This is a genomic window from Niallia sp. FSL W8-0177 (genome assembly GCF_038006285.1).
Classification (GTDB): Bacteria; Bacillota; Bacilli; order Bacillales; family Cytobacillaceae; genus Niallia; species Niallia circulans_A.
This window is the reverse complement of the sequence record NZ_JBBOUX010000001.1, coordinates 2,701,061-2,721,936: the sequence shown is the minus strand read 5'-3', so window position 1 is coordinate 2,721,936 and position 20,876 is coordinate 2,701,061. Positions and strand designations below refer to the sequence as shown.

Annotated in this window: 19 protein-coding genes and 1 other annotated feature; of the genes, 14 read left to right on the top strand and 5 right to left on the bottom strand. The window is 35.0% G+C overall.

What is annotated here, in order from left to right:
- Nucleotides 1-40: 40 nt before the first annotated feature.
- Nucleotides 41-616, top strand: a complete 576-nt coding sequence (locus NST77_RS13455; protein WP_095331456.1) for a TVP38/TMEM64 family protein — start codon at nt 41-43, stop codon at nt 614-616.
- Nucleotides 617-747: 131 nt separating this feature from the next.
- Here the strand turns inward: NST77_RS13455 and NST77_RS13450 are convergent, their stop codons facing one another.
- Nucleotides 748-1,101 (bottom strand): sigma-w pathway protein ysdB, encoded by a 354-nt coding sequence (locus NST77_RS13450; protein WP_123258071.1) that lies wholly within the window; start codon nt 1,099-1,101, stop codon nt 748-750.
- A gap of 277 nt (nt 1,102-1,378) precedes the next feature.
- Here NST77_RS13450 and NST77_RS13445 point away from each other — a divergent pair, with 277 nt between their 5' ends.
- Entirely contained in the window at nt 1,379-2,464 is a 1,086-nt protein-coding gene (locus NST77_RS13445; protein WP_095331460.1) for a M42 family metallopeptidase, read from the top strand.
- A 91-nt stretch (nt 2,465-2,555) separates the two neighbouring features.
- Here NST77_RS13445 and NST77_RS13440 read toward each other — a convergent pair whose 3' ends face one another.
- A complete protein-coding gene (locus NST77_RS13440; RefSeq protein WP_095331462.1) occupies nt 2,556-3,668 on the bottom strand; it encodes an AI-2E family transporter in 1,113 nt (370 codons plus the stop codon).
- A gap of 270 nt (nt 3,669-3,938) precedes the next feature.
- Entirely contained in the window at nt 3,939-5,099 is a 1,161-nt protein-coding gene (locus NST77_RS13435) for an ROK family protein (RefSeq protein WP_095331464.1), read from the bottom strand.
- A 273-nt stretch (nt 5,100-5,372) separates the two neighbouring features.
- Here NST77_RS13435 and xylA point away from each other — a divergent pair, with 273 nt between their 5' ends.
- Both xylA and xylB read left to right on the top strand, forming a co-directional pair.
- A complete protein-coding gene (gene xylA, locus NST77_RS13430; protein ID WP_095331466.1) occupies nt 5,373-6,680 on the top strand; it encodes a xylose isomerase in 1,308 nt (435 codons plus the stop codon).
- Between the two features lie 179 nt (nt 6,681-6,859).
- Entirely contained in the window at nt 6,860-8,371 is a 1,512-nt protein-coding gene (xylB, locus tag NST77_RS13425; protein ID WP_095331468.1) for a xylulokinase, read from the top strand.
- A gap of 289 nt (nt 8,372-8,660) precedes the next feature.
- On the opposite strand, the gene sspI is transcribed toward xylB, so the two are convergent.
- Nucleotides 8,661-8,867 carry a small acid-soluble spore protein SspI gene (sspI, locus tag NST77_RS13420; RefSeq protein WP_047941909.1) on the bottom strand — a complete coding sequence of 69 codons (207 nt, stop codon included), beginning with the start codon at nt 8,865-8,867 and terminating at the stop codon, nt 8,661-8,663.
- Between the two features lie 183 nt (nt 8,868-9,050).
- Between sspI and NST77_RS13415 the strand changes: the two genes are divergently transcribed.
- The 3 genes from NST77_RS13415 (at nt 9,051) to pheT (ending at nt 13,665) form a co-directional block, all read left to right on the top strand.
- Nucleotides 9,051-9,797, top strand: a complete 747-nt coding sequence (locus NST77_RS13415) for a TrmH family RNA methyltransferase (RefSeq protein ID WP_095331470.1) — start codon at nt 9,051-9,053, stop codon at nt 9,795-9,797.
- Between the two features lie 81 nt (nt 9,798-9,878).
- Nucleotides 9,879-10,128 (top strand) — a binding site (T-box leader).
- A gap of 65 nt (nt 10,129-10,193) precedes the next feature.
- Entirely contained in the window at nt 10,194-11,234 is a 1,041-nt protein-coding gene (pheS, locus tag NST77_RS13410; RefSeq protein WP_095331472.1) for a phenylalanine--tRNA ligase subunit alpha, read from the top strand.
- Nucleotides 11,235-11,250: 16 nt separating this feature from the next.
- Nucleotides 11,251-13,665, top strand: a complete 2,415-nt coding sequence (gene pheT, locus NST77_RS13405) for a phenylalanine--tRNA ligase subunit beta (protein ID WP_095331474.1) — start codon at nt 11,251-11,253, stop codon at nt 13,663-13,665.
- 211 nt (nt 13,666-13,876) lie between these two features.
- Here pheT and NST77_RS13400 read toward each other — a convergent pair whose 3' ends face one another.
- Nucleotides 13,877-14,002 carry a hypothetical protein gene (locus tag NST77_RS13400; RefSeq protein ID WP_341123073.1) on the bottom strand — a complete coding sequence of 42 codons (126 nt, stop codon included), beginning with the start codon at nt 14,000-14,002 and terminating at the stop codon, nt 13,877-13,879.
- 93 nt (nt 14,003-14,095) lie between these two features.
- Between NST77_RS13400 and NST77_RS13395 the strand changes: the two genes are divergently transcribed.
- The 7 genes from NST77_RS13395 to NST77_RS13365 all read left to right on the top strand — a co-directional run bounded on the left by NST77_RS13395 (nt 14,096) and on the right by NST77_RS13365 (nt 20,764).
- Nucleotides 14,096-15,376 (top strand): ABC transporter substrate-binding protein, encoded by a 1,281-nt coding sequence (locus NST77_RS13395; protein WP_095331513.1) that lies wholly within the window; start codon nt 14,096-14,098, stop codon nt 15,374-15,376.
- A gap of 231 nt (nt 15,377-15,607) precedes the next feature.
- On the top strand, nt 15,608-16,591 hold the full coding sequence (locus tag NST77_RS13390; protein ID WP_235850296.1) for a carbohydrate ABC transporter permease: 984 nt from the start codon (nt 15,608-15,610) through the stop codon (nt 16,589-16,591).
- Nucleotides 16,588-17,436, top strand: coding sequence for a carbohydrate ABC transporter permease (locus tag NST77_RS13385; protein WP_095331478.1), 849 nt, complete (start codon nt 16,588-16,590; stop codon nt 17,434-17,436). The genes NST77_RS13390 and NST77_RS13385 overlap by 4 nt, the downstream gene beginning before the upstream one ends.
- 93 nt (nt 17,437-17,529) lie before the next feature.
- Nucleotides 17,530-18,546: a LacI family DNA-binding transcriptional regulator gene (locus NST77_RS13380; RefSeq protein ID WP_095331480.1), complete on the top strand. Its 1,017-nt coding sequence runs from the start codon at nt 17,530-17,532 to the stop codon at nt 18,544-18,546.
- Between the two features lie 69 nt (nt 18,547-18,615).
- Nucleotides 18,616-19,542, top strand: coding sequence for an ROK family protein (locus tag NST77_RS13375; RefSeq protein ID WP_095331482.1), 927 nt, complete (start codon nt 18,616-18,618; stop codon nt 19,540-19,542).
- Nucleotides 19,543-19,949: 407 nt separating this feature from the next.
- Nucleotides 19,950-20,213 (top strand): cell division protein ZapA, encoded by a 264-nt coding sequence (gene zapA / locus NST77_RS13370; protein WP_047941918.1) that lies wholly within the window; start codon nt 19,950-19,952, stop codon nt 20,211-20,213.
- Nucleotides 20,214-20,221: 8 nt separating this feature from the next.
- Nucleotides 20,222-20,764 (top strand): CvpA family protein, encoded by a 543-nt coding sequence (locus NST77_RS13365; RefSeq protein WP_095331483.1) that lies wholly within the window; start codon nt 20,222-20,224, stop codon nt 20,762-20,764.
- The last annotated feature ends 112 nt before the right edge of the window (nt 20,765-20,876 follow it).

Genomic DNA, 20,876 nt, shown 5'->3' with positions numbered 1-20,876 from the left:
TGTAATAACAACATGATTCTATAGAGCAGAAGGTGATAAGATGGAAGAGCAGTTATCAGTCCTCTTTGTTATGGTAGAAGTTAGTGGCATATTAGCACCGATTATTTTTATTTTATTCCATACACTTCGGCAATTTTTGTTTATTCCTCCTATTCTAGTCTGTATTGCGGGAGGAATTTTATTTGGAGTGACGCTTGGCACCATCTATTCTATTATCGGCTTAACCATTAATTGTCTCTTATTCTATGCAGTCATTCACCGCTTGCCAAAAACACATAACAAACTATCTCATCTTAAAAAAAGATGGTTTGGTGAATATCGTAATTTAACACTCGGACAAATCTCCATTTTAAGATTGATCCCAGTGTTTCATTATCATTTATTAAATTTCTGCTTGTTGGAAAAAAGAAAAAGTTTAAAGGAATATAGTAAAACTTCTTTTATAAGCAATATTCCTTTAGCATTTTTCTATACTATTTTTGGCCAATTCATAAGCCAATTCTCGTTGACGATGGTTGTTATCATTATGTTTGCTTTGGCAATTCTTGTTTATATCTTACGAGAAAAAATTACGATAATAAAATGGAGAGAATTTTTTAAAGAGGCTCATGAATAAAAAGAGAGAATGAAGATCTTCTTTCTTAAAATGAATAAACCCCCAAACAATAATACGAAGCTTTCTTAGTAAGGAAGTATCATTGTTCGAGGGTTTATTTGGTTGATTACGTATGTCTGAGCTTCCGGTATTTACGATTTTTTAAACCGTGTCCATTCGATTCTTGCCTTTGGATAGATAGACAAAAGCGACTGCTCTATATAGGCTTTGTCTTGAGTGGACAACTTTGTATTATAAGGATTTGTAGGAAAGAGTAAAATGTGATCCACTTCTTCAGCAGCAGCGTATTTTTCCCCCTCAAGCAAATGACCTTTATATGTTAGTAAGAGATTCATTCTTATATTGTCTTTATTATCAAACAAATAAAATGTTCCACGCTTTTGCGCGAATGTTAATCTTCGCTGCGGATTCGTTAAGAAAGAAGTGAGTCGAAACAACCCATAAATAAGAAATGCGAGAAGAACGAATAACAAAAGCCATTTCATAAAAGAGCCTCCAGTAACTTAAATTTTCAGGATTAACTAATAGAATACGAAAGAGAACATAAAAGGTTTCATTTTTAGAAAAATATTTTAAAAAAGAAATAAAAATAAATAGAAACAAAGAATTGATACATAATATAAGCAAGGATTCTATTCTGTACCCATATGACGAAGGAGAAATCTCTTTTCAATAAAGCTATAAGTAGTATTTTATATTTTGTACTATAATTATTTTCTAGTATAATAATGAAGAATATATTATATTAAGGGAGTCGAAATAATGGCGAAATTAGATGAAACATTAACAATGCTTAAGGATCTTACTGATGCAAAAGGTATTCCAGGAAATGAAAAAGAACCAAGAGAGATCATGAAAAAGTACATAGCAGAATATGCAGACGAGGTAACAACAGATAATTTAGGAAGCTTAATTGCTAAGAAAGTTGGCCAAGCAAATGGACCGAAAATAATGGTTGCAGGTCATCTTGATGAAGTTGGTTTTATGATAACCCGTATTGATGATAAAGGTTTTCTCTATTTTCAAACAGTAGGCGGTTGGTGGTCACAAGTAATGTTAGCTCAACGAGTAACAATTGTAACAAGCAAAGGAGAGATCACTGGTATTACAGGATCCAAACCACCTCATGTATTAAGTCCAGAAGCAAGAAAGAAACCAATCGACCTAAAAGATATCTTTATTGATATTGGCGCATCTTCTAAAGAGGAAGCGATGGAGTGGGGCGTGAAACCAGGCGATATGGTCGTTCCATATTTCGAGTTTACGGTCATGAATAATGAAAAAATGCTGCTTGCAAAAGCATGGGATAATCGTATTGGCTGTGCTATTGCGATAGATGTATTAAAGAATTTAAAAGACAGCAACCATCCTAATATTGTCTATGGTGTTGGTACTGTTCAAGAAGAGGTCGGCCTTCGTGGTGCAAAAACAGCTGCAAACTTTATTGAGCCGGACATTGGTTTTGGAGTAGATGTTGGTATAGCTGGGGATACACCAGGAGTAACAGAAAAAGAAGCATTAAGTAAAATGGGCAAAGGTCCACAAATTATTTTATATGATGCTTCCATGGTGTCTCATAAAGGTTTACGTGATCTGGTAACAGATACTGCTGATGAGTTGAAGATTCCTTATCAATTTGACAGTGTGCCAGCAGGTGGTACAGACTCAGGCTCCATTCATTTAACACATAATGGAGTGCCGGCTTTATCTATCACGATTGCAACTCGCTATATTCATTCACATGCTGCAATGCTGCATCGTGATGATTATGAAAATGCTGTTAAGTTAATCGTCGAAGTAATAAAAAAATTAGATCGTGAAACAGTAAATTCATTAACATTTGCATAATTAAAAGGGAATTTGATTTTTAATCAAATTCCCTTTATTAAGAAGCTTTATCGACAAGTCCTATATCTTATCCCTAATAGCTATATGATATTTATTCTAGTGGAGGTATCTTAGTATTCAATATCGCTGCCTTCCTTGCTTTGAGCAGGCGGTTAATATTGATTACAATCGTTTTAACAGCAGCGTAAGTTGGTACTGCAAGAATCATTCCTAAAATACCTGCTAAATTTCCTGCTACTAATAGCAGAATAATAATGGTTGCTGGATGTGTATCCAATCTTTTTCCAAGAATTAAAGGAGATAGAATATTTCCTTCAATTTGTTGAGCAATGGTAATGACGATAATAACTAGTAAGGCTTGTGTTGGTGATGTGAAAATAGCGATAATAACAGCAGGAGCACCACCGATTAATGGTCCAACATATGGGATCATGTTTGTTACAGCCACAAGTAAAGCCATTACAAGCGCATAATCAAGACCAATTATTAAATAACCAATTAAAGCCAAGGTTCCTACAAATAGAGCTACAATAACTTGTCCTTGTATGTAGGCAGCAATTGTTTCGCTTGTATCTTTGATAATATGTAATCCTTCTTTACGATAAGATGCAGGGAAAAATTTAGAGAGAGCCTCTGGAAATTTGCTGCCATCTTTTAAACAATAGAAAAGTAAAAATGGAACTGTGACAATCGTAATGGTTATATTAGTCATAGTGCTGATGATTTTACCGATTCCATTTGTTATATTGCTTGGAATTGTTTGAGCATAAGCCTTTAAGTTTTCTGTTATATCTTCAATTTTTACATATTCTTGATTCATAATCCATTTGTACTGTTTTGTATCATTTAAGTATTGGAAATATTGCACTGCTTCATCAGCATATTTAGGTATATTTTTAAATAACTCACTAAATTCTTTGCTGATCATAGGAACGATACTGCCAATAACCAAAATCAAAATGCCGATAACACCAACATAAAGAATAATAATGGAAAGTGTCTTTGGAATTTTATTTTTTTGCAAAAACTTAACGATTGGATTAAGTAAAAAGTATAAGAAACCAGTAATGATAATGGGAACAAAAAGAGTAGAAAATAACACTGCAACTGGTTTAAATAAAAATGAAATTTTTGTGCATAAATAAACAATCGCAACAATGATAAGAACTTGTAATAACCAATAATGAAACTTCTTTTTTGTCAAAATTTTTCACCTTTTTCATATTTTGTATAGCAAGTATAGCATATTCGCTCTATTTCTTGTAATGATAGCCAAACATTATATAAAACGATTATAGCATCCTTATATCCATCATGATATTAACGAAATAACTGTGAAAAAAGTTTCAAAAAACGATAAAAAAATAATGGTATTTTGGGAAGGTGTGAGGTAGAAATAAAAAGAAATGATACAATCTACTCCACTTGTATGAAAAGATTGTATCACCCTTTAACGTAAGCAAAAAAAGTCGTGTTACTCTACATTGATAATTTTTAAATGGGAAATATTTAAGAAATTACGAATGTTTAGAGCGGTAGCGCCGAATAAAGATGCCTTAGAACCCAGACGTGAATTTTCAATGGCGATATCTTTATTAAAGGAACTTTCTAGGTTATTATGAATGATTGAAAGTATATCAGGGATTCTTCGAATAACAGAACTATTCATATATATAATCTTTGGAGCAAAAAAAGTCATTATATTGTTTAACCCTTTTGAAAGATTATAACAATGTTGCTGAATGAGTTCTTGTATAGCTGAATCATTATCATAATAATGCTCAGCTAATAAATCTGGTGTAACATTGGATAATTGTTTTAACTCTTTAAACTGCTCTAGAAGCACCTTATCGGAACAATATTGCTCTAAGCAGCCTTTATTTCCACATGGGCAAGTTCTGCCATCAGGATAAAGAATTGAATGACCAACTTCACCAGCTCTTCCGTCTAAACCTGTAAACAATTGCCCATCAATAATAATTCCAGCACCAATACCACTATGGATACTTAAACTAATTAAGTTATTAAATTCTGTTGAAAAAGTAGACTCTCCAATGGCAGTTAAATTAGCTTCATTTTCAATATGGATAGGATACTGATACAGTTTCGTTAACTCTTCATAAAGTTCTATTTTGTCTAAATCATAATAGGGAGTAAATAAAATGTTATTTTTATTTACAATACCATGTATAGCAATCCCGATCCCAACAATACCATAGGTTGTCAGATTACTTATTTTCGCATATTTTTCAATAATATCAGAAATATGGGTAAGAACATTTTCTTTCTTAATAAACGTACCCCTTTCTTTATTATAAAAAACCACTTCTCCATCTAAATAAGTAACCATTGTAGAAATAAAGTCATAGCCAAGCTCTATGGCAATCGAAAGACCAGCTTTCTTATTTAGTTGTAAAAGAATTGGCTTTCTTCCCCCAGAATGACTACTTTCGCCAATGCCGATTTCTTCTATTAATTTCTCTTCAAGTAACTTCTTTGTTATATCAGAAACAGTTGCTTTATTTAACCCAATATTAGCCGAAAGGGTTGCCCGCGAGATAGGGGCATGCTGAACAATTTGCTCCATAACAAGAGAAGCATTTTGTTCTCTAATTACATATTTGTCTGTAACCATTATTTTCCTCCAAACAGTTTATCACCTAGTAACGATGTATGTATTGTTAGGTTACCATACTAATTATAATTCTTCTATCAAATTTATTAATAAAATAACAAAAATAATATTGTAAGCGCTTGACAAAAAGCAAAGTTAGATTTATGATAAATTCAGTTAGTATATTGAACTAACAAATAGAAAGTAAATTAATAGATTTGTAGAAAATGGATGAGAAAAGAAAAAGTAAGTTTAAATGATCTTGATTTTTATAACAAATAGGAGGGAATTAGAATGGAATTTTTTCCAATGATTAAAAAAGTAAAATATGAAGGACCAAAGACGGAGAATATTTATGCATATCGTCACTATAATCCAGAAGAAGTTGTATTAGGAAAAACGATGAAAGAACATTTGCGTTTCAGTATGGCATGGTGGCATACATTAACGCAGGATGGTTCTGATCCATTTGGTGCTGCTATAAATAATCGTAACTGGTTTGGTGAAACGCCAATGGAAACAGCAAAAAATCGTGTAGAAGCTGGATTTGAATTAATGGAAAAAATGGGTTTTGAATACTTCTGTTTTCATGATGTGGATATTGCTCCAGAGGGTGATACGCTTCAAGAGTTCTTCGATAATTTAGATGTAATCACAGATTTAATTAAAGAAAAGATGGATCAAACAGGGATTAAATTACTATGGAATACAGCTAATATGTTTACAAACCCTCGCTTTGTACATGGTGCTGCTTCTTCATCCAATGCAGAAGTTTTTGCATATGCTGCTGCACAGGTGAAAAAAGGCTTAGAAATCAGCAAAAAGCTTGGCGGCAAGAACTATGTATTCTGGGGTGGACGTGAAGGTTATGAGTCTTTATTAAACACAGATTTACAATTAGAACAAGATAACATGGCTCGTTTCTTCCATATGGCAGTTGATTATGCCAAAGAATTAAACCATGAAGTTCAATTTTTAATTGAACCAAAACCAATGGAGCCATCCAAACACCAATACGACTTTGACGCTGCTACGGCAATGGCATTCTTACAAAAATACGATCTTGATAAATACTTTAAACTAAATCTAGAAGCAAACCATGCTACATTAGCAGGACATACTTTTGAACATGAAATGGCTGTTGCGAGAAGTTATAATGCACTTGGATCCCTAGATGCGAACCAAGGAGATATAATGCTTGGATGGGATACAGATGAGTTCCCAACTAATATCTATGATACAACTCTAGCAATGTATCAAGTGCTTGAAAATGGAGGAATTGCTCCAGGTGGTATTAACTTTGATGCGAAAGTTCGCCGTTCTTCATTCTCTATGGAAGATTTAGTGCTTGCACATATTGCTGGTATGGATACTTTTGCACGTGGACTTAAATCAGCTGCAAAACTAAAAGAAGATGGTTTCTTCGATAAAGAAATTGAACGTAGATATAAGAGCTATACAACTGGAATTGGTAAATCTATTGTAGAAGGAAAAGAAAATCTGAAAACATTAACTGAATATGCATTACAACATGATCAAATTGAAAATGAGCCAAATCATCTGGAATTCTTAAAATCTCGTTTGAATGATTATTTAGTATAATACAAATAGAAAAATAAGTAATATAACACCATAAAGGGGTGTCTCAATAGAAGGAGTTGGCATCACAAGTTTATTAGTAGTAGCTAATTGAAAAAATCTACTAGAAATACTTGTGGAGGTCGAAATCTCTCTGAATGAGACATCCCTTTACATTGGTCTTCAGAAGGGAGCGTTTATAAATGTCATATGTAATAGGGATTGATTTAGGAACAAGTTCCTTAAAGGGATTGTTAGTAGATAAAGAAGGAAAGGTTCTTATCACAAAGAGCTCCGAGTACGAGCTTTTAACTCCACAGCCGAAGTACAGTGAACAGAATCCAAATGTGTGGATAGAAGCATTAGATATTGTACTAAAAGAAATTATTGAGGCATTTCCAGAAGCAGCATCCAAAACGGAAGGAATTAGTTTTTCTGGACAGATGCATAGCTTAGTTTTATTAGATGCAAATGGAAGCCCCCTCAGGAATGCTATCTTATGGAATGATGTAAGAACAAGTAAGCAATGTCAGGAAATAATGGATAGGGCAGGACAAGAAGTTATTAGCATCACGAAGAACAAAGCACTAGAAGGGTTTACCTTGCCTAAGCTGCTTTGGGTAAAAGAAAATGAACCGACTATATGGGAACAAGCAAAGCACTTTTTATTGCCTAAAGATTTTTTAGGATTCTATTTAACTGGTAATAAGCAAATGGAGTATTCAGATGCTGCTGGAACATTAATGCTGAATGTGGAAAAGAAGGTTTGGAGTGAATCAATTGCTGAATTATTTGATCTTCCATTAGGTATTTTTCCTAAGCTTGTTGAGTCCTCTGACAAAATAGGCGTAATGAAAGCAGAACTTGCAAAAAAGTATGGTTTTACAAATGATATTGCTGTATTTTCTGGAGGAGCAGATAATGCCTGTGCAGCAGTTGGTGCAGGAATTGTTAAAGAAGGTATGGGATTAGCTAGTATCGGAACATCAGGCGTATTTCTTTCCTATGAACAAGATGGGAAAGAAGATTATGCAGGGAAAGTTCATTATTTCAATCATGCAATAAAGGATAGTTTTTATTCCATGGGGGTAACATTATCTGCAGGATATAGTTTAAATTGGTTTAAAAATACGTTTGCTTCAGAGAAAAGTTATGATGAGTTACTTTCAAATATTGAAAATATTCCAATCGGTTCAGATGGATTAGTGTTTACTCCTTATATAATGGGAGAAAGAACACCCTATACAGATAGTCAAATAAGAGGCAGTTTTATTGGAATGGACGCTAGACATACAATAGATAACTTTGCACGCGCTGTTGTAGAAGGTATTACTTTTTCATTGAATGATAGTAAGATTTTGATGGAGGAAAATGCGAATAAGCAGTTTACACGCATTGTTTCCGTAGGCGGAGGAGCAAAAAACAGCAAGTGGCTACAAATTCAAGCAGATATTTTTAATACGCCAGTTGTTAATTTAACAGTGGAACAAGGGCCAGGTTTAGGTGCGGCGATGGTTGCTGCAGTTGGGTTAGGGTGGTTTGCAACGATGAATGAGTGTGTGGAAAAGTTTGTTCAATATAAAGAAGAATTTCACCCTATTCCAGAAAATGTGAAAAAATACGAACAAGTATATAATATTTATAAAGAAGTTTATGCGGAGACGAAAGAAACTTCACATAAATTACAAGCGTTAAATGAATTAAAACAAAACTAAATGGTCGGAGTCCAATAGTATATCGAGCTCAGAACAAAGGTTAAAATAATGTGTCTAATTTTTGGGGACACTCCAAAAGCCTGTGGAGTCTTAGGTTTTGCATCCCGCAGGAGTCAGGTGTCCTCCGCTCCATTTTACTCCGTTTTTAAAGATTATTTAGTTTTTAAGCAAACTAAAATTACTAGGAGAAAATGGAGCAGACTGAATAAAAACCCGAATAATTATGAGAAAATCCAATTATATTGGCATTTCCCTCTAATCGTTCGGGTTTATGGTTGGAATAGTTGTTTTACTTTAGTCCATTTTCTAATGTCTGCAGCATTTCTACTTTATCTTCTTCAGAAGAATTTTTCCAAATTACTTCGAATAAAACGCCTAAACCAGGCAGCATTTTTTCTTCTCCGTTTTGGATAGCATCCACGATTGTATCTTTTAATTCATCTTGAGAATTGCCAGAAACATTATGGATTATTGCATTTCGTAAATTTAAATTCATAATAAGCACCTTCTTTCCCATTGTTACCTATCCACATCCAATCACTTATTGAATGATATGGTATAGAGTTTTTGTAAAACATATCTATTTTTATCATTTCACTAATGGCGTTTATTATGTATTTTATTTACGCTATAATAGAGGCAATAGAGATCAATTGGTGATTGTGAAGGAGAATAGCAAGTGAAACACATACTTTCGGTTAAAAATCCACAAATTAAAGAATGGAAAAAACGATTAACAAAAAAGGAAAGAGATAAAACGGGAACGTTTTTGGTGGAAGGCTTTCACCTTGTGGAAGAAGCATTCAAAGCAGATTCTATTATTGATTTAATCGTTTCAGAGGATATCGATGTACCTGCTTGGGATTATGGAGATACTCCGATAACGATCGTTACAAAAGAGATTATTAAGGAGCTTTCAGATACAGAAACACCCCAAGGCATTCTGGCCTTATGTAAGCAGCAAAGCCATCCAGAAATTCTCCCTACAGCGCAAACTTTTATTGCGATTGATCAAGTTCAAGATCCGGGGAATTTGGGAACGATTATCCGAACAGCTGATGCAGCAGGAATCGATGCGGTTATTATCGGAGAAGGAACGGTAGATATATACAATCCAAAGGTAGTTCGATCAGGCCAAGGAAGCCATTTTCACTTGCCAATTATAAAAGCAAATTTAGCATCGTTTATGGATGAATTAAAAGAAAGAAATATTCCCATTTATGGCACTGCCCTTGAAAATGGAAGGGATTATCGGGAGGTAGAAAAAACAGCCACATTTTGTTTAATTGTTGGGAATGAAGGTAATGGTGTAAGGAAAGAAGTATTAAGTAAGACTGATACCAACCTATATATACCAATTTACGGGAAAAGTGAATCTTTAAATGTTGCAGTCGCAGCTGGTATTTTAATGTATTATTTTAAATAATGTGTTGGTAGGCTGGCAAAGGCAAAAAAGGCATTTGAAAACTAATTAGATATATATTATAATTAAAACCAAATTACATGAATAAAGACATTGATGGAGAAAAGTAATTGATGTTTTTTAATTAAGGGAGAAAATGCCGCAGACTGTAAGCATTTTTATTAAAAACATGAATGAAGTTCACCTCCTGAGTCGGCATCGGGACCATTTTTCTTGTTTAGAAAGATGTAAAGATGTACCGGTATAGACTACCGTTATCCAAATGAAGTGAACTTGTTTTTTTATACATACAAGTTAATTAGGGTGGTACCGCGACAATAACCTCGTCCCTTTTTGGGGATGGGGTTTTTTTATGCCAATTTTCATGCGAGAACAAACCATATATAAGGAGGAAATGTAATGGAAGATAAATTAAAAGAATTGCAAGCTGAAGCACTAACACGCATTGAAAGCAGTATTGATATGAAAGAACTAAATGAAATTCGTATCGCATACTTAGGGAAAAAAGGCCCAATTACAGAAGTATTAAAAGGAATGGGCAAACTATCTGCTGAAGAAAGACCAAAGATGGGGGCGTTAGTAAACGTTATTCGTGACGAAATTACAAGCCGCATTGAGGCTAAACAAAAGGCGTTAGAAGAAGCGCTCGTCCAAGAAAAAATTGCTTCTGAAACAATTGATATAACTCTACCTGGTCGTCCTGTTTCTACAGGTAATCATCATCCTCTAACAAGAGTCGTAGAAGAAATTGAAGATTTATTTATTGGAATGGGCTATACCGTTGAAGAAGGCCCCGAAGTGGAAAATGATTACTATAATTTCGAAGCATTGAATCTGCCTAAGGATCACCCAGCAAGAGATATGCAAGATTCATTTTATATTACAGAAGAAACATTGCTTCGAACGCAAACATCACCAATGCAAGCAAGAACATTAGAGAAACATAAAGGGAAAGGTCCAGTGAAGATTATTTGTCCGGGTAAAGTATATCGTCGTGATAATGATGACGCGACACACTCCCATCAATTTATGCAGATTGAAGGACTTGTGGTTGATGAAAACATTCGTATGAGTGATTTAATTGGTACGCTTGAAGTTTTTGCGAAGAAAATGTTTGGGGAAGATAGAGAAATCCGTTTACGCCCAAGCTTTTTCCCATTCACAGAGCCTTCTGTTGAAGTGGATATTTCTTGTTTTATTTGTAAAGGTGCAGGCTGCAGTGTCTGTAAAAAAACAGGCTGGATTGAAATTCTAGGAGCTGGAATGGTTCATCCAAATGTATTGGAAATGTCCGGTTTTGACTCTAAGAAATATTCTGGGTTTGCCTTTGGAATGGGTCCAGAGCGAATTGCGATGTTGAAATATGGAATTGATGATATTCGTCATTTCTATACAAATGATGTACGTTTCTTAAAACAATTTTCAGTACCGGAATATTAAGGGTGGAGGAGAAAAAATGTTAGTATCCTATAATTGGTTAAATGAATATGTAGATTTAAATGGCATAAGTCCTGATGAATTAGCAGAAAAAATTACAAAGAGTGGTATCGAGGTAGAAGGCGTCGAGGTTCTTGATGAAGGAATTAAAAATGTAGTAATCGGTTATGTTGTCGAGCGTGAACAACATCCGAATGCAGACAAATTAAATAAATGTTTAGTCGATGTTGGCGAGGGAGACCCAATCCAAATTATCTGTGGCGCTCCCAATGTAGATAAAGGCCAAAAAGTAGCTGTAGCAAAGGTTGGTGCAGTTCTTCCAGGTAACTTCAAAATTAAAAAAGCGAAGCTACGGGGGGAAGAATCAAACGGGATGATTTGTTCCCTGCAAGAGCTTGGTATCGAAGGAAAAATTGTCGCAAAAGACTATGCGCAAGGAATTTTTGTTTTTCCAAGTGATGTAGAGGTCGGCAAAAACGCATTAGAATATTTACAACGAAATGATGCTGTACTAGAACTGGGGTTAACTCCAAACCGTGCTGATTGCTTAAGCATGCTTGGTGTAGCGTATGAAGTAGCTGCCATTTTAGAAAAAGAAGTAAAACTACCTAATACAGAATATCCAACTATTAACGAAAAAGCATCTGATTATATTAAAGTTTCAGTAGAAGAGAATGCAGATGTACCATTATATACAGCAAGAGTGATTAAGAATATTAAAATCGCTCCATCTCCATTATGGATGCAAGGAAAATTAATGGCTGCAGGAATTCGCCCACATAACAATGTGGTCGACATTACGAACTTTATTTTACTAGAATATGGTCAACCGCTGCATGCTTTTGATTATGATAAAATTGGCTCAAAAGAAATTCTCGTAAGAAGAGCACAAAGTGGTGAAAAGATTACAACACTTGATGAAACAGACAGAACATTATCAGAAGATAATCTACTTATTACGAATGGAAAAGAAGGAATAGCTGTTGCCGGTGTAATGGGTGGTGCGAATTCTGAAGTTCAAGCTGGCACTACTACTGTTTTATTAGAATCGGCTTATTTTGACAGTAAAGTAATTCGCAGATCCTCTAAAGTAATTGGTTTAAGAAGTGAAGCGAGCGCAAGATATGAAAAAGGAATTGATCCAAATCGAGTACGTGAAGCTGCAGATAGAGCTTGTCGATTATTACAATTATATGCTGGCGGAGAAGTGCTTGAAGGGGAAGTCGCAGTTGATACACTAACTGCCGAGCCAAAAGTAGTTTCGATTACGCTCGAAAAAATCAATCAAACATTAGGAACGACATTAGAGACGAATGCAGTAACGGCTATTTTTAATAGTCTTCAATTTGCGACACAAATGGAAGGTGATACATTCATCGTAACTGTGCCAACAAGAAGAAATGATATTGTTATCGAGGCAGATTTAATCGAAGAAGTTGCTCGTCTTTATGGCTATGATAACTTGCCGAAAACATTGCCGATAGGTGCTGCTACACCAGGTTCTTTAACTGCTTATCAGAAAAAACGTCGTATGGCACGAAGATATTTAGAATCGGCTGGGTTATATCAAGCAATTACCTATTCATTAACAAATGAAGCGAAAGTGCATAGCTTTGCTTTAGAGAAAAGAAACCCAATCAACCTTGCAATGCCAATGAGTGAAGAACGTGCATTATTACGTCAAAGCATCGTGCCACAGCTGCTAGAGGTGCTTAAATATAATGCAGCAAGACAAAATGAAAACATAGCTGTTTATGAAACAGGGGTTGTGTTCTTAGCGAATGGAGAGCAGGAGCTTCCTGAGGAAAAAGAACATCTAGCTGGTGCAGTTACAGGCATTTGGAGTATGCACCCATGGCAAGGAGAGAAGAAAACTGTTGATTTCTTTGTTGTAAAAGGTGTATTGGAAGGATTATTCCAAAAGTTAGGTGTTATGGAGCAAATTACATTTGCTAGAGCGAATTTGGATGGTATGCATCCAGGAAGAACGGCTGAAATCGTTCTTAATGGGGAGATCATTGGATTTGTCGGTCAAGTGCATCCGCAAATGCAAAATGATTTAGATTTAAAAGAAACATATTGTTTCGAACTAGACTTAAGTAAGTTATTTGCTGTAGAAGTAGAAGCATTACATTATACGTCCATCCCTCGTTTCCCGTATGTAACAAGAGATATAGCGCTTGTTGTTGAGAAAGACGTGTTAGCTGGTACGCTTCAAGAAGTTATTATTGAAGCTGGCGGAAAGTTATTGAAAGATGTCCAAGTGTTTGATTTATATGAGGGCGAAAAAATGGAAGCAGGCAAAAAATCGATTGCATTCTCTTTAACATATTTTGATCCAGAACAAACATTAACAGATGAAATGATTAGCAAGACCCATGACAAAGTACTTGCTGCAGTAGAAGAAAAAGCTGGTGCTTCGCTAAGAGGCTGAGTCGGATAAAAAAAATCCCAGAGTTCAATTCTGGGATTTTTTATTGAAGCTGGTATGTGGTGAACACAACAGCCTGAATTCATTTTTTCTTTCCATGGGGCGAATCGGGAGAGAAGCATATAATTACGAAAACGGTTTCGAATGGAAATTCTTATTTATTCACTATTTATGGCGATAATAGTGAATAAATAAATTAAAATTATATGATTTTTTAAAAAAATTCAATAAATTGGTTATTTTTATATTGATTTTTTGAAGTAATGATATTATTATATGTTTTGTAAGCGATTTCTGTAAGTGCTTTCGAAACCGATTTCGTTAAATTGAAATCTATCATTTTTGGGGGTGTTCATTTCTTTATAGAAATCTCATATTTAAGAAAGACTATTAAAATATTAAATAATTTTGGGGGGTTATGATTTTGAAAAGAATGAAAAAGTTTGCTGCCATAGGTTTATCGTCATTGCTTGCACTGTCTTTAGCAGCTTGTAGTGGGAATGATACATCAAGTAAAACAAGTGGTAAAGATGAAAAAATCACGTTGGATTTTTGGACATTTGGTTCGACTGGTTATGAGGATTTAGCAAAAGAATACGAGAAAGAAAACCCAAATATTAAAATTAAAGTAAAGGCATCTGAAACAGCTGATCATCATGATGCGCTTTTTACAGCATTATCTGCGGGGAGCGGTGCACCTGATATTACGATGTTAGAGATTGACCAATTTGACCGTTTTAAAGTAGCTCAAGATCGTTTTGAAAATCTATATGATCTTGGTGCGAAAGATGTGAAAGACCAGTACTTAGAGTGGAAATGGAAGAGTGGAGAAAACCAGGACGGAGATTTCTTATTTGGTCTTCCTACAGATATTGGACCTAAAGGATTGTACTACCGAACTGATGTATTTGAAAAAGCAGGACTTCCAACTGATCCACAGGAAGTAGCCAATTTGATTAACTCACCTGAAGCATTTGAAAAAGCTGGATTACAAGTTAAAGAGAAAACAAAATTGCCATTTGTTGATAGTATTGAAATGGCATATAGAGCTTATCTAGATTCTGCGAAAACAGCTTACTTGACTCCTGATAATAAATTAAATTTAGGAGCAGACAGTGAAGTGAAAAAAGCATATGACTATGCTATTCGCTTAAATGAACTTGGAATTATAGGTAAATATGATATGTGGACTCCAGAGTGGGCAAATGCTGTTAACAAAGGCGAATTTGCGGCAGAGTTAGGAGCAGGATGGTTAAAAGGATGGATGGAAGGAAATGCTCCTGATGCTGTTGGGAAATGGAGAGTTGCTACATTACCAACTGAGTTTGCTGCAAACTGGGGTGGTTCATACATTGCCGTACCATCTGAAACAAAACATTCCCAAGAAGCTTATGATTTTATTGAATGGCTTGTATCACCAGAAAATCAATTGAAATCATTCCAAAGCCATGGATTATTCCCATCTGCTCAATCCGTATATGATATGGAAGAATTTAAAACGAATGCAGATGAATTCTTTGGTGGCCAAGCAACAGCTCCAGTATTTGCAGAAGCTGCAAAGGACATTAGTGGCATAGGATATAAAGGTGAAAAATATGCTTCAATCCATAGCGAAGTATTGAATGCGCTTAAGAATGTCCAAAATAAAGGAGCAGACCCAGAAAAAGAATGGAAAGCTGCCGTGAAGCGCGCAGAAGATTTATTAAGCCGTTAATCTAGCATTTGTTCTATAAAAAACAAAGTTACTAAAATCTACTAACCTTTAAATAATTTGAAAAGTCGGTCGGCTTACATATATGAGCCTTTAGCGAGAAAAAGGTTTGTGGTAAGCCGGCGATACTTCATATATTGGTTTTTGTGAGGAAAATGAATAATGATGGATAGATAGGGAAGTTTGGACGTTTATATGTACCATGCTCCCTCGAATATGAAAAGAGGTGGGGAAATGAATCCTAGCAGTAATAAGGAAACTGTGAACACTGTCAGTAAGAAGCAACCTATTCATAAAAAACAGAAAAAATTTAGGTCGGAGCAAAAAAAGGATATGCTGTCAGGATATTTATATATAGCGCCTTTCTTCATAATTTTTGCCGTTATCGGCTTATATCCTATGCTTTTTAGTATTTACCTAGCCTTCCAAAAATGGAATGGCTTAAGCCCGATGACATTTAACGGACTGGCTAATTTTGAGACTGTACTCACGGATCCTCTATTTTGGAAATCGGTTTATAATACGATAATTATAGGAATTATGGGAACAGCTCCACAGTTAGTCGTCGGTCTTATTTTAGCTTATTTGTTGAATATGGCTTTTCTTAAATTTAAAAGCTTCTTTCGTGTAACAATTTTTATGCCCTATTTAACTTCCATGGTTGCTGTAGCCCTTATCTTTAGTGTGTTATTCAGTAATCATGAATCTTCTTTAGCCAATTATGTATTAACTCATTTCTTTGGACTTGACCCTATCCAATGGGCAGCCTCTGAATGGGGGACGAAAATTGCGATATCCATTATGGTGTTCTGGCGATGGGTAGGATATAACACGATTATCTATCTAGCTGGAATTCAAGGTATACCAAATGATTTATACGAGGCAGCTACCATTGATGGTGCCAATAAATTTCATCAGCTTTTTTACATTACTATCCCAATGATGAAACCATTTATTATTTTAACGGTATTCACTTCAACAGTTGGTGCCATGCAGTTATTCTCTGAACCAACTGTGTTTTTAGGAACTGGTGCTTTCACAAGGGATGAAGCGATGACAATTGTTATGTACCTGTATAGAGATGCATTTAAATTGCAGTCATTTGGAACCGCATCCGCAACTGCAATCATTCTATTGGTCATTATATCATTATTTGCTGTCATAAACTTAAGTTTAACGCAAGGATTTAGAAAGAAAAAGAGAGGTGTGGATCAATGAGGAAGCATGACAAAAGAAACCGGAGAAAGTTTTCCATAGGCAGATTATCCGTTTACTTATTTTTATTTATTGCTGCTATCGTTTCGTTGTTTCCATTTTACTGGATGTTTGTCATGGCAACAAGGCCGAGTGCTGCCTACAATTCCATCCCACCAACTTTAACACCAGGAAATATGCTGGTTGAAAACTTTAAAAAGGTATTAAGTCAAATTGATTTTTTTGGTGGGATGTGGAATTCATTTATACTCTGTTTTGTTGTAACGATCATAGTACTACTCATTAGTTCATTAGCAGGCTTTGCCTTTGCTAAATTTAGATTCCCAGGAAGAAACATTTTTTTCATTGCTATTTTGGTAACCATGATTATTCCACCGCAATTAGGGTTAATCCCACAATACTTCTTAATTTCTAAAATAGGACTTCTAGATACCTTACAAGGAGTTATGATTGTATCCTTTTTAAATCCTTTAGGGATATTTCTAATGCGCCAATATATATCCGAGGGAGTTCCTGATGAATTAATAGAAGCAGCGAAATTAGATGGGTGCTCGAATTTCCGTATCTATTGGGGAATTGTATTACCGATTATCTTACCAGCGTTTGCTACTCTTGGAATTATTGTATTTACTGCTGTTTGGGGAGAGTTCTTATGGCAGTTTACGGTTTTAAGAGATCCAGAAATGTATACCATCCAGGTTGCATTAGCACAGTTGGGCAATACTCATAATATTGATTTCGGTATGATTTTATCTGGTGTGTTCTGGGCAACTGTTCCATTATTAGTCATTTTCTTATTATTTAACCGATTATTTATATCAAGTATTACGGAAGGGTCTGTGAAATAAAGACTATTTCCTGCCATGCTATTGTTTCATTCTCTAACTTTTATTAATCTAATATTAGGAATGAATTTAGACGGAAATAGAAGGGAAAAAACGATGAGTTTAACGATAAAGGACATTGCACAATTGGCAGGGGTATCACCATCAACCGTTTCGAAAGTATTAAATAATTATGGCGAAATAAGTGAGATGACTAGAAAAAAAGTCATGACAGTTATTAATGAAAAGGGCTACGCACCAAATTTTTCGGCTCGGTCACTGGCAACGAAAAAATCAAATCTCATTGGTCTTGTCTATGCAGGTAAAATCAATGTAGACATGACCCATCCATATTTTAATGAAGTTATTTCGACTTTTAAGAAAAATATTGGATTACTTGGATACGATATCTTAATGTTTTCTAATGAACAATTTCAAGGAAGTTATTTAGCAAGATGCAAGCACTTTAATTTGGATGGCTGCTTGATAATTGCAGGTGAAGAAGTAGAGGACGCTACTTTTGAACTTGCTGAGAGCGGTTTTCCTTGTATTGGAATTGATATTGAATTAGTAGGTCCAAAAGCGAGCTACGTCATGACGGACAATGTAAATTTATCAAGGAAAGTAGTAGAGCATTTTTATTTGAATTCTCTTAGAAAAATTGGCTATATTGGCGGGATGAGTGAATCCGTCATTTCTAATTTAAGGTTAAAGGGATTCAAGGATGCGATGAATCAGTTTGGTCTTGAAATCAGGGAAGAGTGGATTCAATATGGAGATTACCATGAAGAGAGTGGTTATATCGCAATGAAGAGAATACTAGAGTTGAAGGATTATCCAGAAGCTATTTTTGCTGCATCCGACTTAATGGCTTTAGGTGCACTAAGAGCTATTAAGGAAGCTGGACTTCATACACCTAGAAACATCCGAATTGTAGGATGTGATGATATTGCTGCTTCCCGCTATAGTGATCCTAAATTGACCACGGTCAAACAGGATAAGGAGAAAATCGGTAAATTATCTGCTTTTATGCTAAATGACTTGATAGAAGGAAAATCAAAATTAAAGCCAGTGTATACAGACTCTAAAATTATTGTAAGGGAAACGTGTGGGACGAACAAAGCCTTCAGGTGAGCTCTGGGCTGATTTAGGAGCTTTCTTACATAAATAATAAGACTTGTATGGATGTCAGGAGGTTTTTTGGTGAATTATTATGCAGTATTTGATGTAGGTGGCTCTGCAATAAAATTTTCGCTTATGAATGAATTGGGAAACTTTGTAGAAAAGTCTTCTGTTCCTACTCCAAAAGATGGAATCGATTCTTTCGTGGATACAATCGAAACAGTAGTGAAGAATTTTCAAGAAAAGAATGAGATAATCGGTATCGCCTTAAGTATGCCAGGAGCAGTAGATGTAGAAACAGGATTTATAAAAGGAACCTCAGCTCTGCCATATATTCATGGGCCGAATATAAGGGATGTCATCCAAGAACGGACAAAATTGCTTGTTGAGCTTGAAAATGATGCTAATTGTGCAGGGTTAGCGGAGGGATGGATGGGTGCTGCAAAAAATGTCGATGATTATATTTGTATTGTAATTGGGAGTGGTATTGGTGGTTCTATTTTTCTAGATAAGAAAATTCGTCATGGTAGCCATCTTTTCGGAGCCGAATTTGGTTACATGATTTTAGAGGATTATCTGAATCAGCCGCTAGGGGAATCATGGAGTTCTCTTGCAGCAACTGGAGGTTTAATTAAGCAAGTTGCGAAACGGAAAAACTTGGATCCAATAACTTTGGACGGTCAAATTGTATTTAACATGTCTGATGAAGGCGACTGGGAAGTACAGGAAGAAATAGAAAAATTCATTAAGCGCTTAGCTGTAGGAATTTATAATTTACAATACATTATTGATCCGGAGAAAATTCTAATCGGCGGAGCAATCAGTAAACGCGAAGGGCTTATTGAACAGATTAACGAAAAGCTAAAAATTATGAAGCCAACAGAAGAGTGTTTAAACATTCAAGTTCAGCCATGCCAATTTGGAAATGACTCGAACTTAATTGGAGCTCTATACCATTTCTTACAAAGAAGATCTAGTCCATTAAGTGGTGTATCTAAAGGGAAATAAGTACATCCTCTTTAAAACCTGTATCTGGATAAGAAAGAATAGGGGGAGGTTGCCTTTTAGTGTTTTTTCTCATTCACTTCTATAGCTGGAAGGAATGTCATTTACGTGTTAATTTTTCAGTAGTAATCATTTGATTGTACATAAAAATCATCCTTTCTTTTAATGTTGTTGGTAACTTCATTTTACTCAAAAGGATGATTTTTTTTGTTCCAAAAATCAGCTTTCATTACTTTTTGGACAGCCCCCTACTCACTATGTGAAGCTAGTTTTGTCCCAGTCTGTTTTTTTAATCATAATTATTTCTCTATATCAAAAGTCTTAAGATAGAATCTATTCGAATGACTTCCCTACCAAGAATAGTTCATGATATGATAGAAACTAGGATTCTTTAGATTGGAGGCATGGGCGTGTCAAATACCCCTAAAAATCGTACAAATGTTGATATATATGGAACACAATATACAATAATAGGGAAAGAACCTTCTAACCATGTTAGACTGGTTGCCTCCATAGTTGATGAAAAAATGCGTGAAATTCATGTTTTGAATCCCTCACTTGATACCAATAAACTTGCTGTACTTACCGCAGTAAATATAGTAAACGACTATGTAAAGCTAGAAGATCGAGTGAAAGAATTAGAGGAAGAATTAAAAAGAAGAGAAAAGGACTGACATTGTTCATGTTAGATATTATTTTGGTTATATTGCTGCTTTTTGGTCTTCTTAGAGGACTAAAAAGAGGATTTATTATGCAAATTATACACTTAACAGGATTTATTGTTGCGTTTATTGTTGCTAATAAATATTACATCCCATTATCGCAAAAATTAACACTATGGATTCCATATCCAAATATAGGGGAAAATAGTTTGCTGCAATCTTTTATTCAAACGGCAAATATGGAAGATGTCTTTTACAGAGGGTTCTCCTTTGTGGTGATATTTTTTGTAGTGAAAATTATTTGGCAAATTATTGGAAGTATGATAGATTTTGTTGCTAGTATTCCTATTTTAAAACAGTTAAATACATGGGCTGGTGCGGTCCTAGGATTTGTCGAAACGTATTTGCTATTATTCCTTCTATTATTTATTTCTATTTTAATTCCGGTTGATTTTATTCAATCTCAATTAAATGAATCCTCGGTTGCCGCATGGATGATAGAAAACACTCCATATTTTTCAGAGAAAATAAAAGATTTATGGTTTGATTATATGGCTTCATAGAAAGAGGAAACTCTTCTAGCTTTATATGTAGCTAGAGAGTTTTTTTGTTTAGTTAAACAGGTGCTGCATGATTATTGAATTTATACAGTTCATGGTATGATAGGTAGGATGA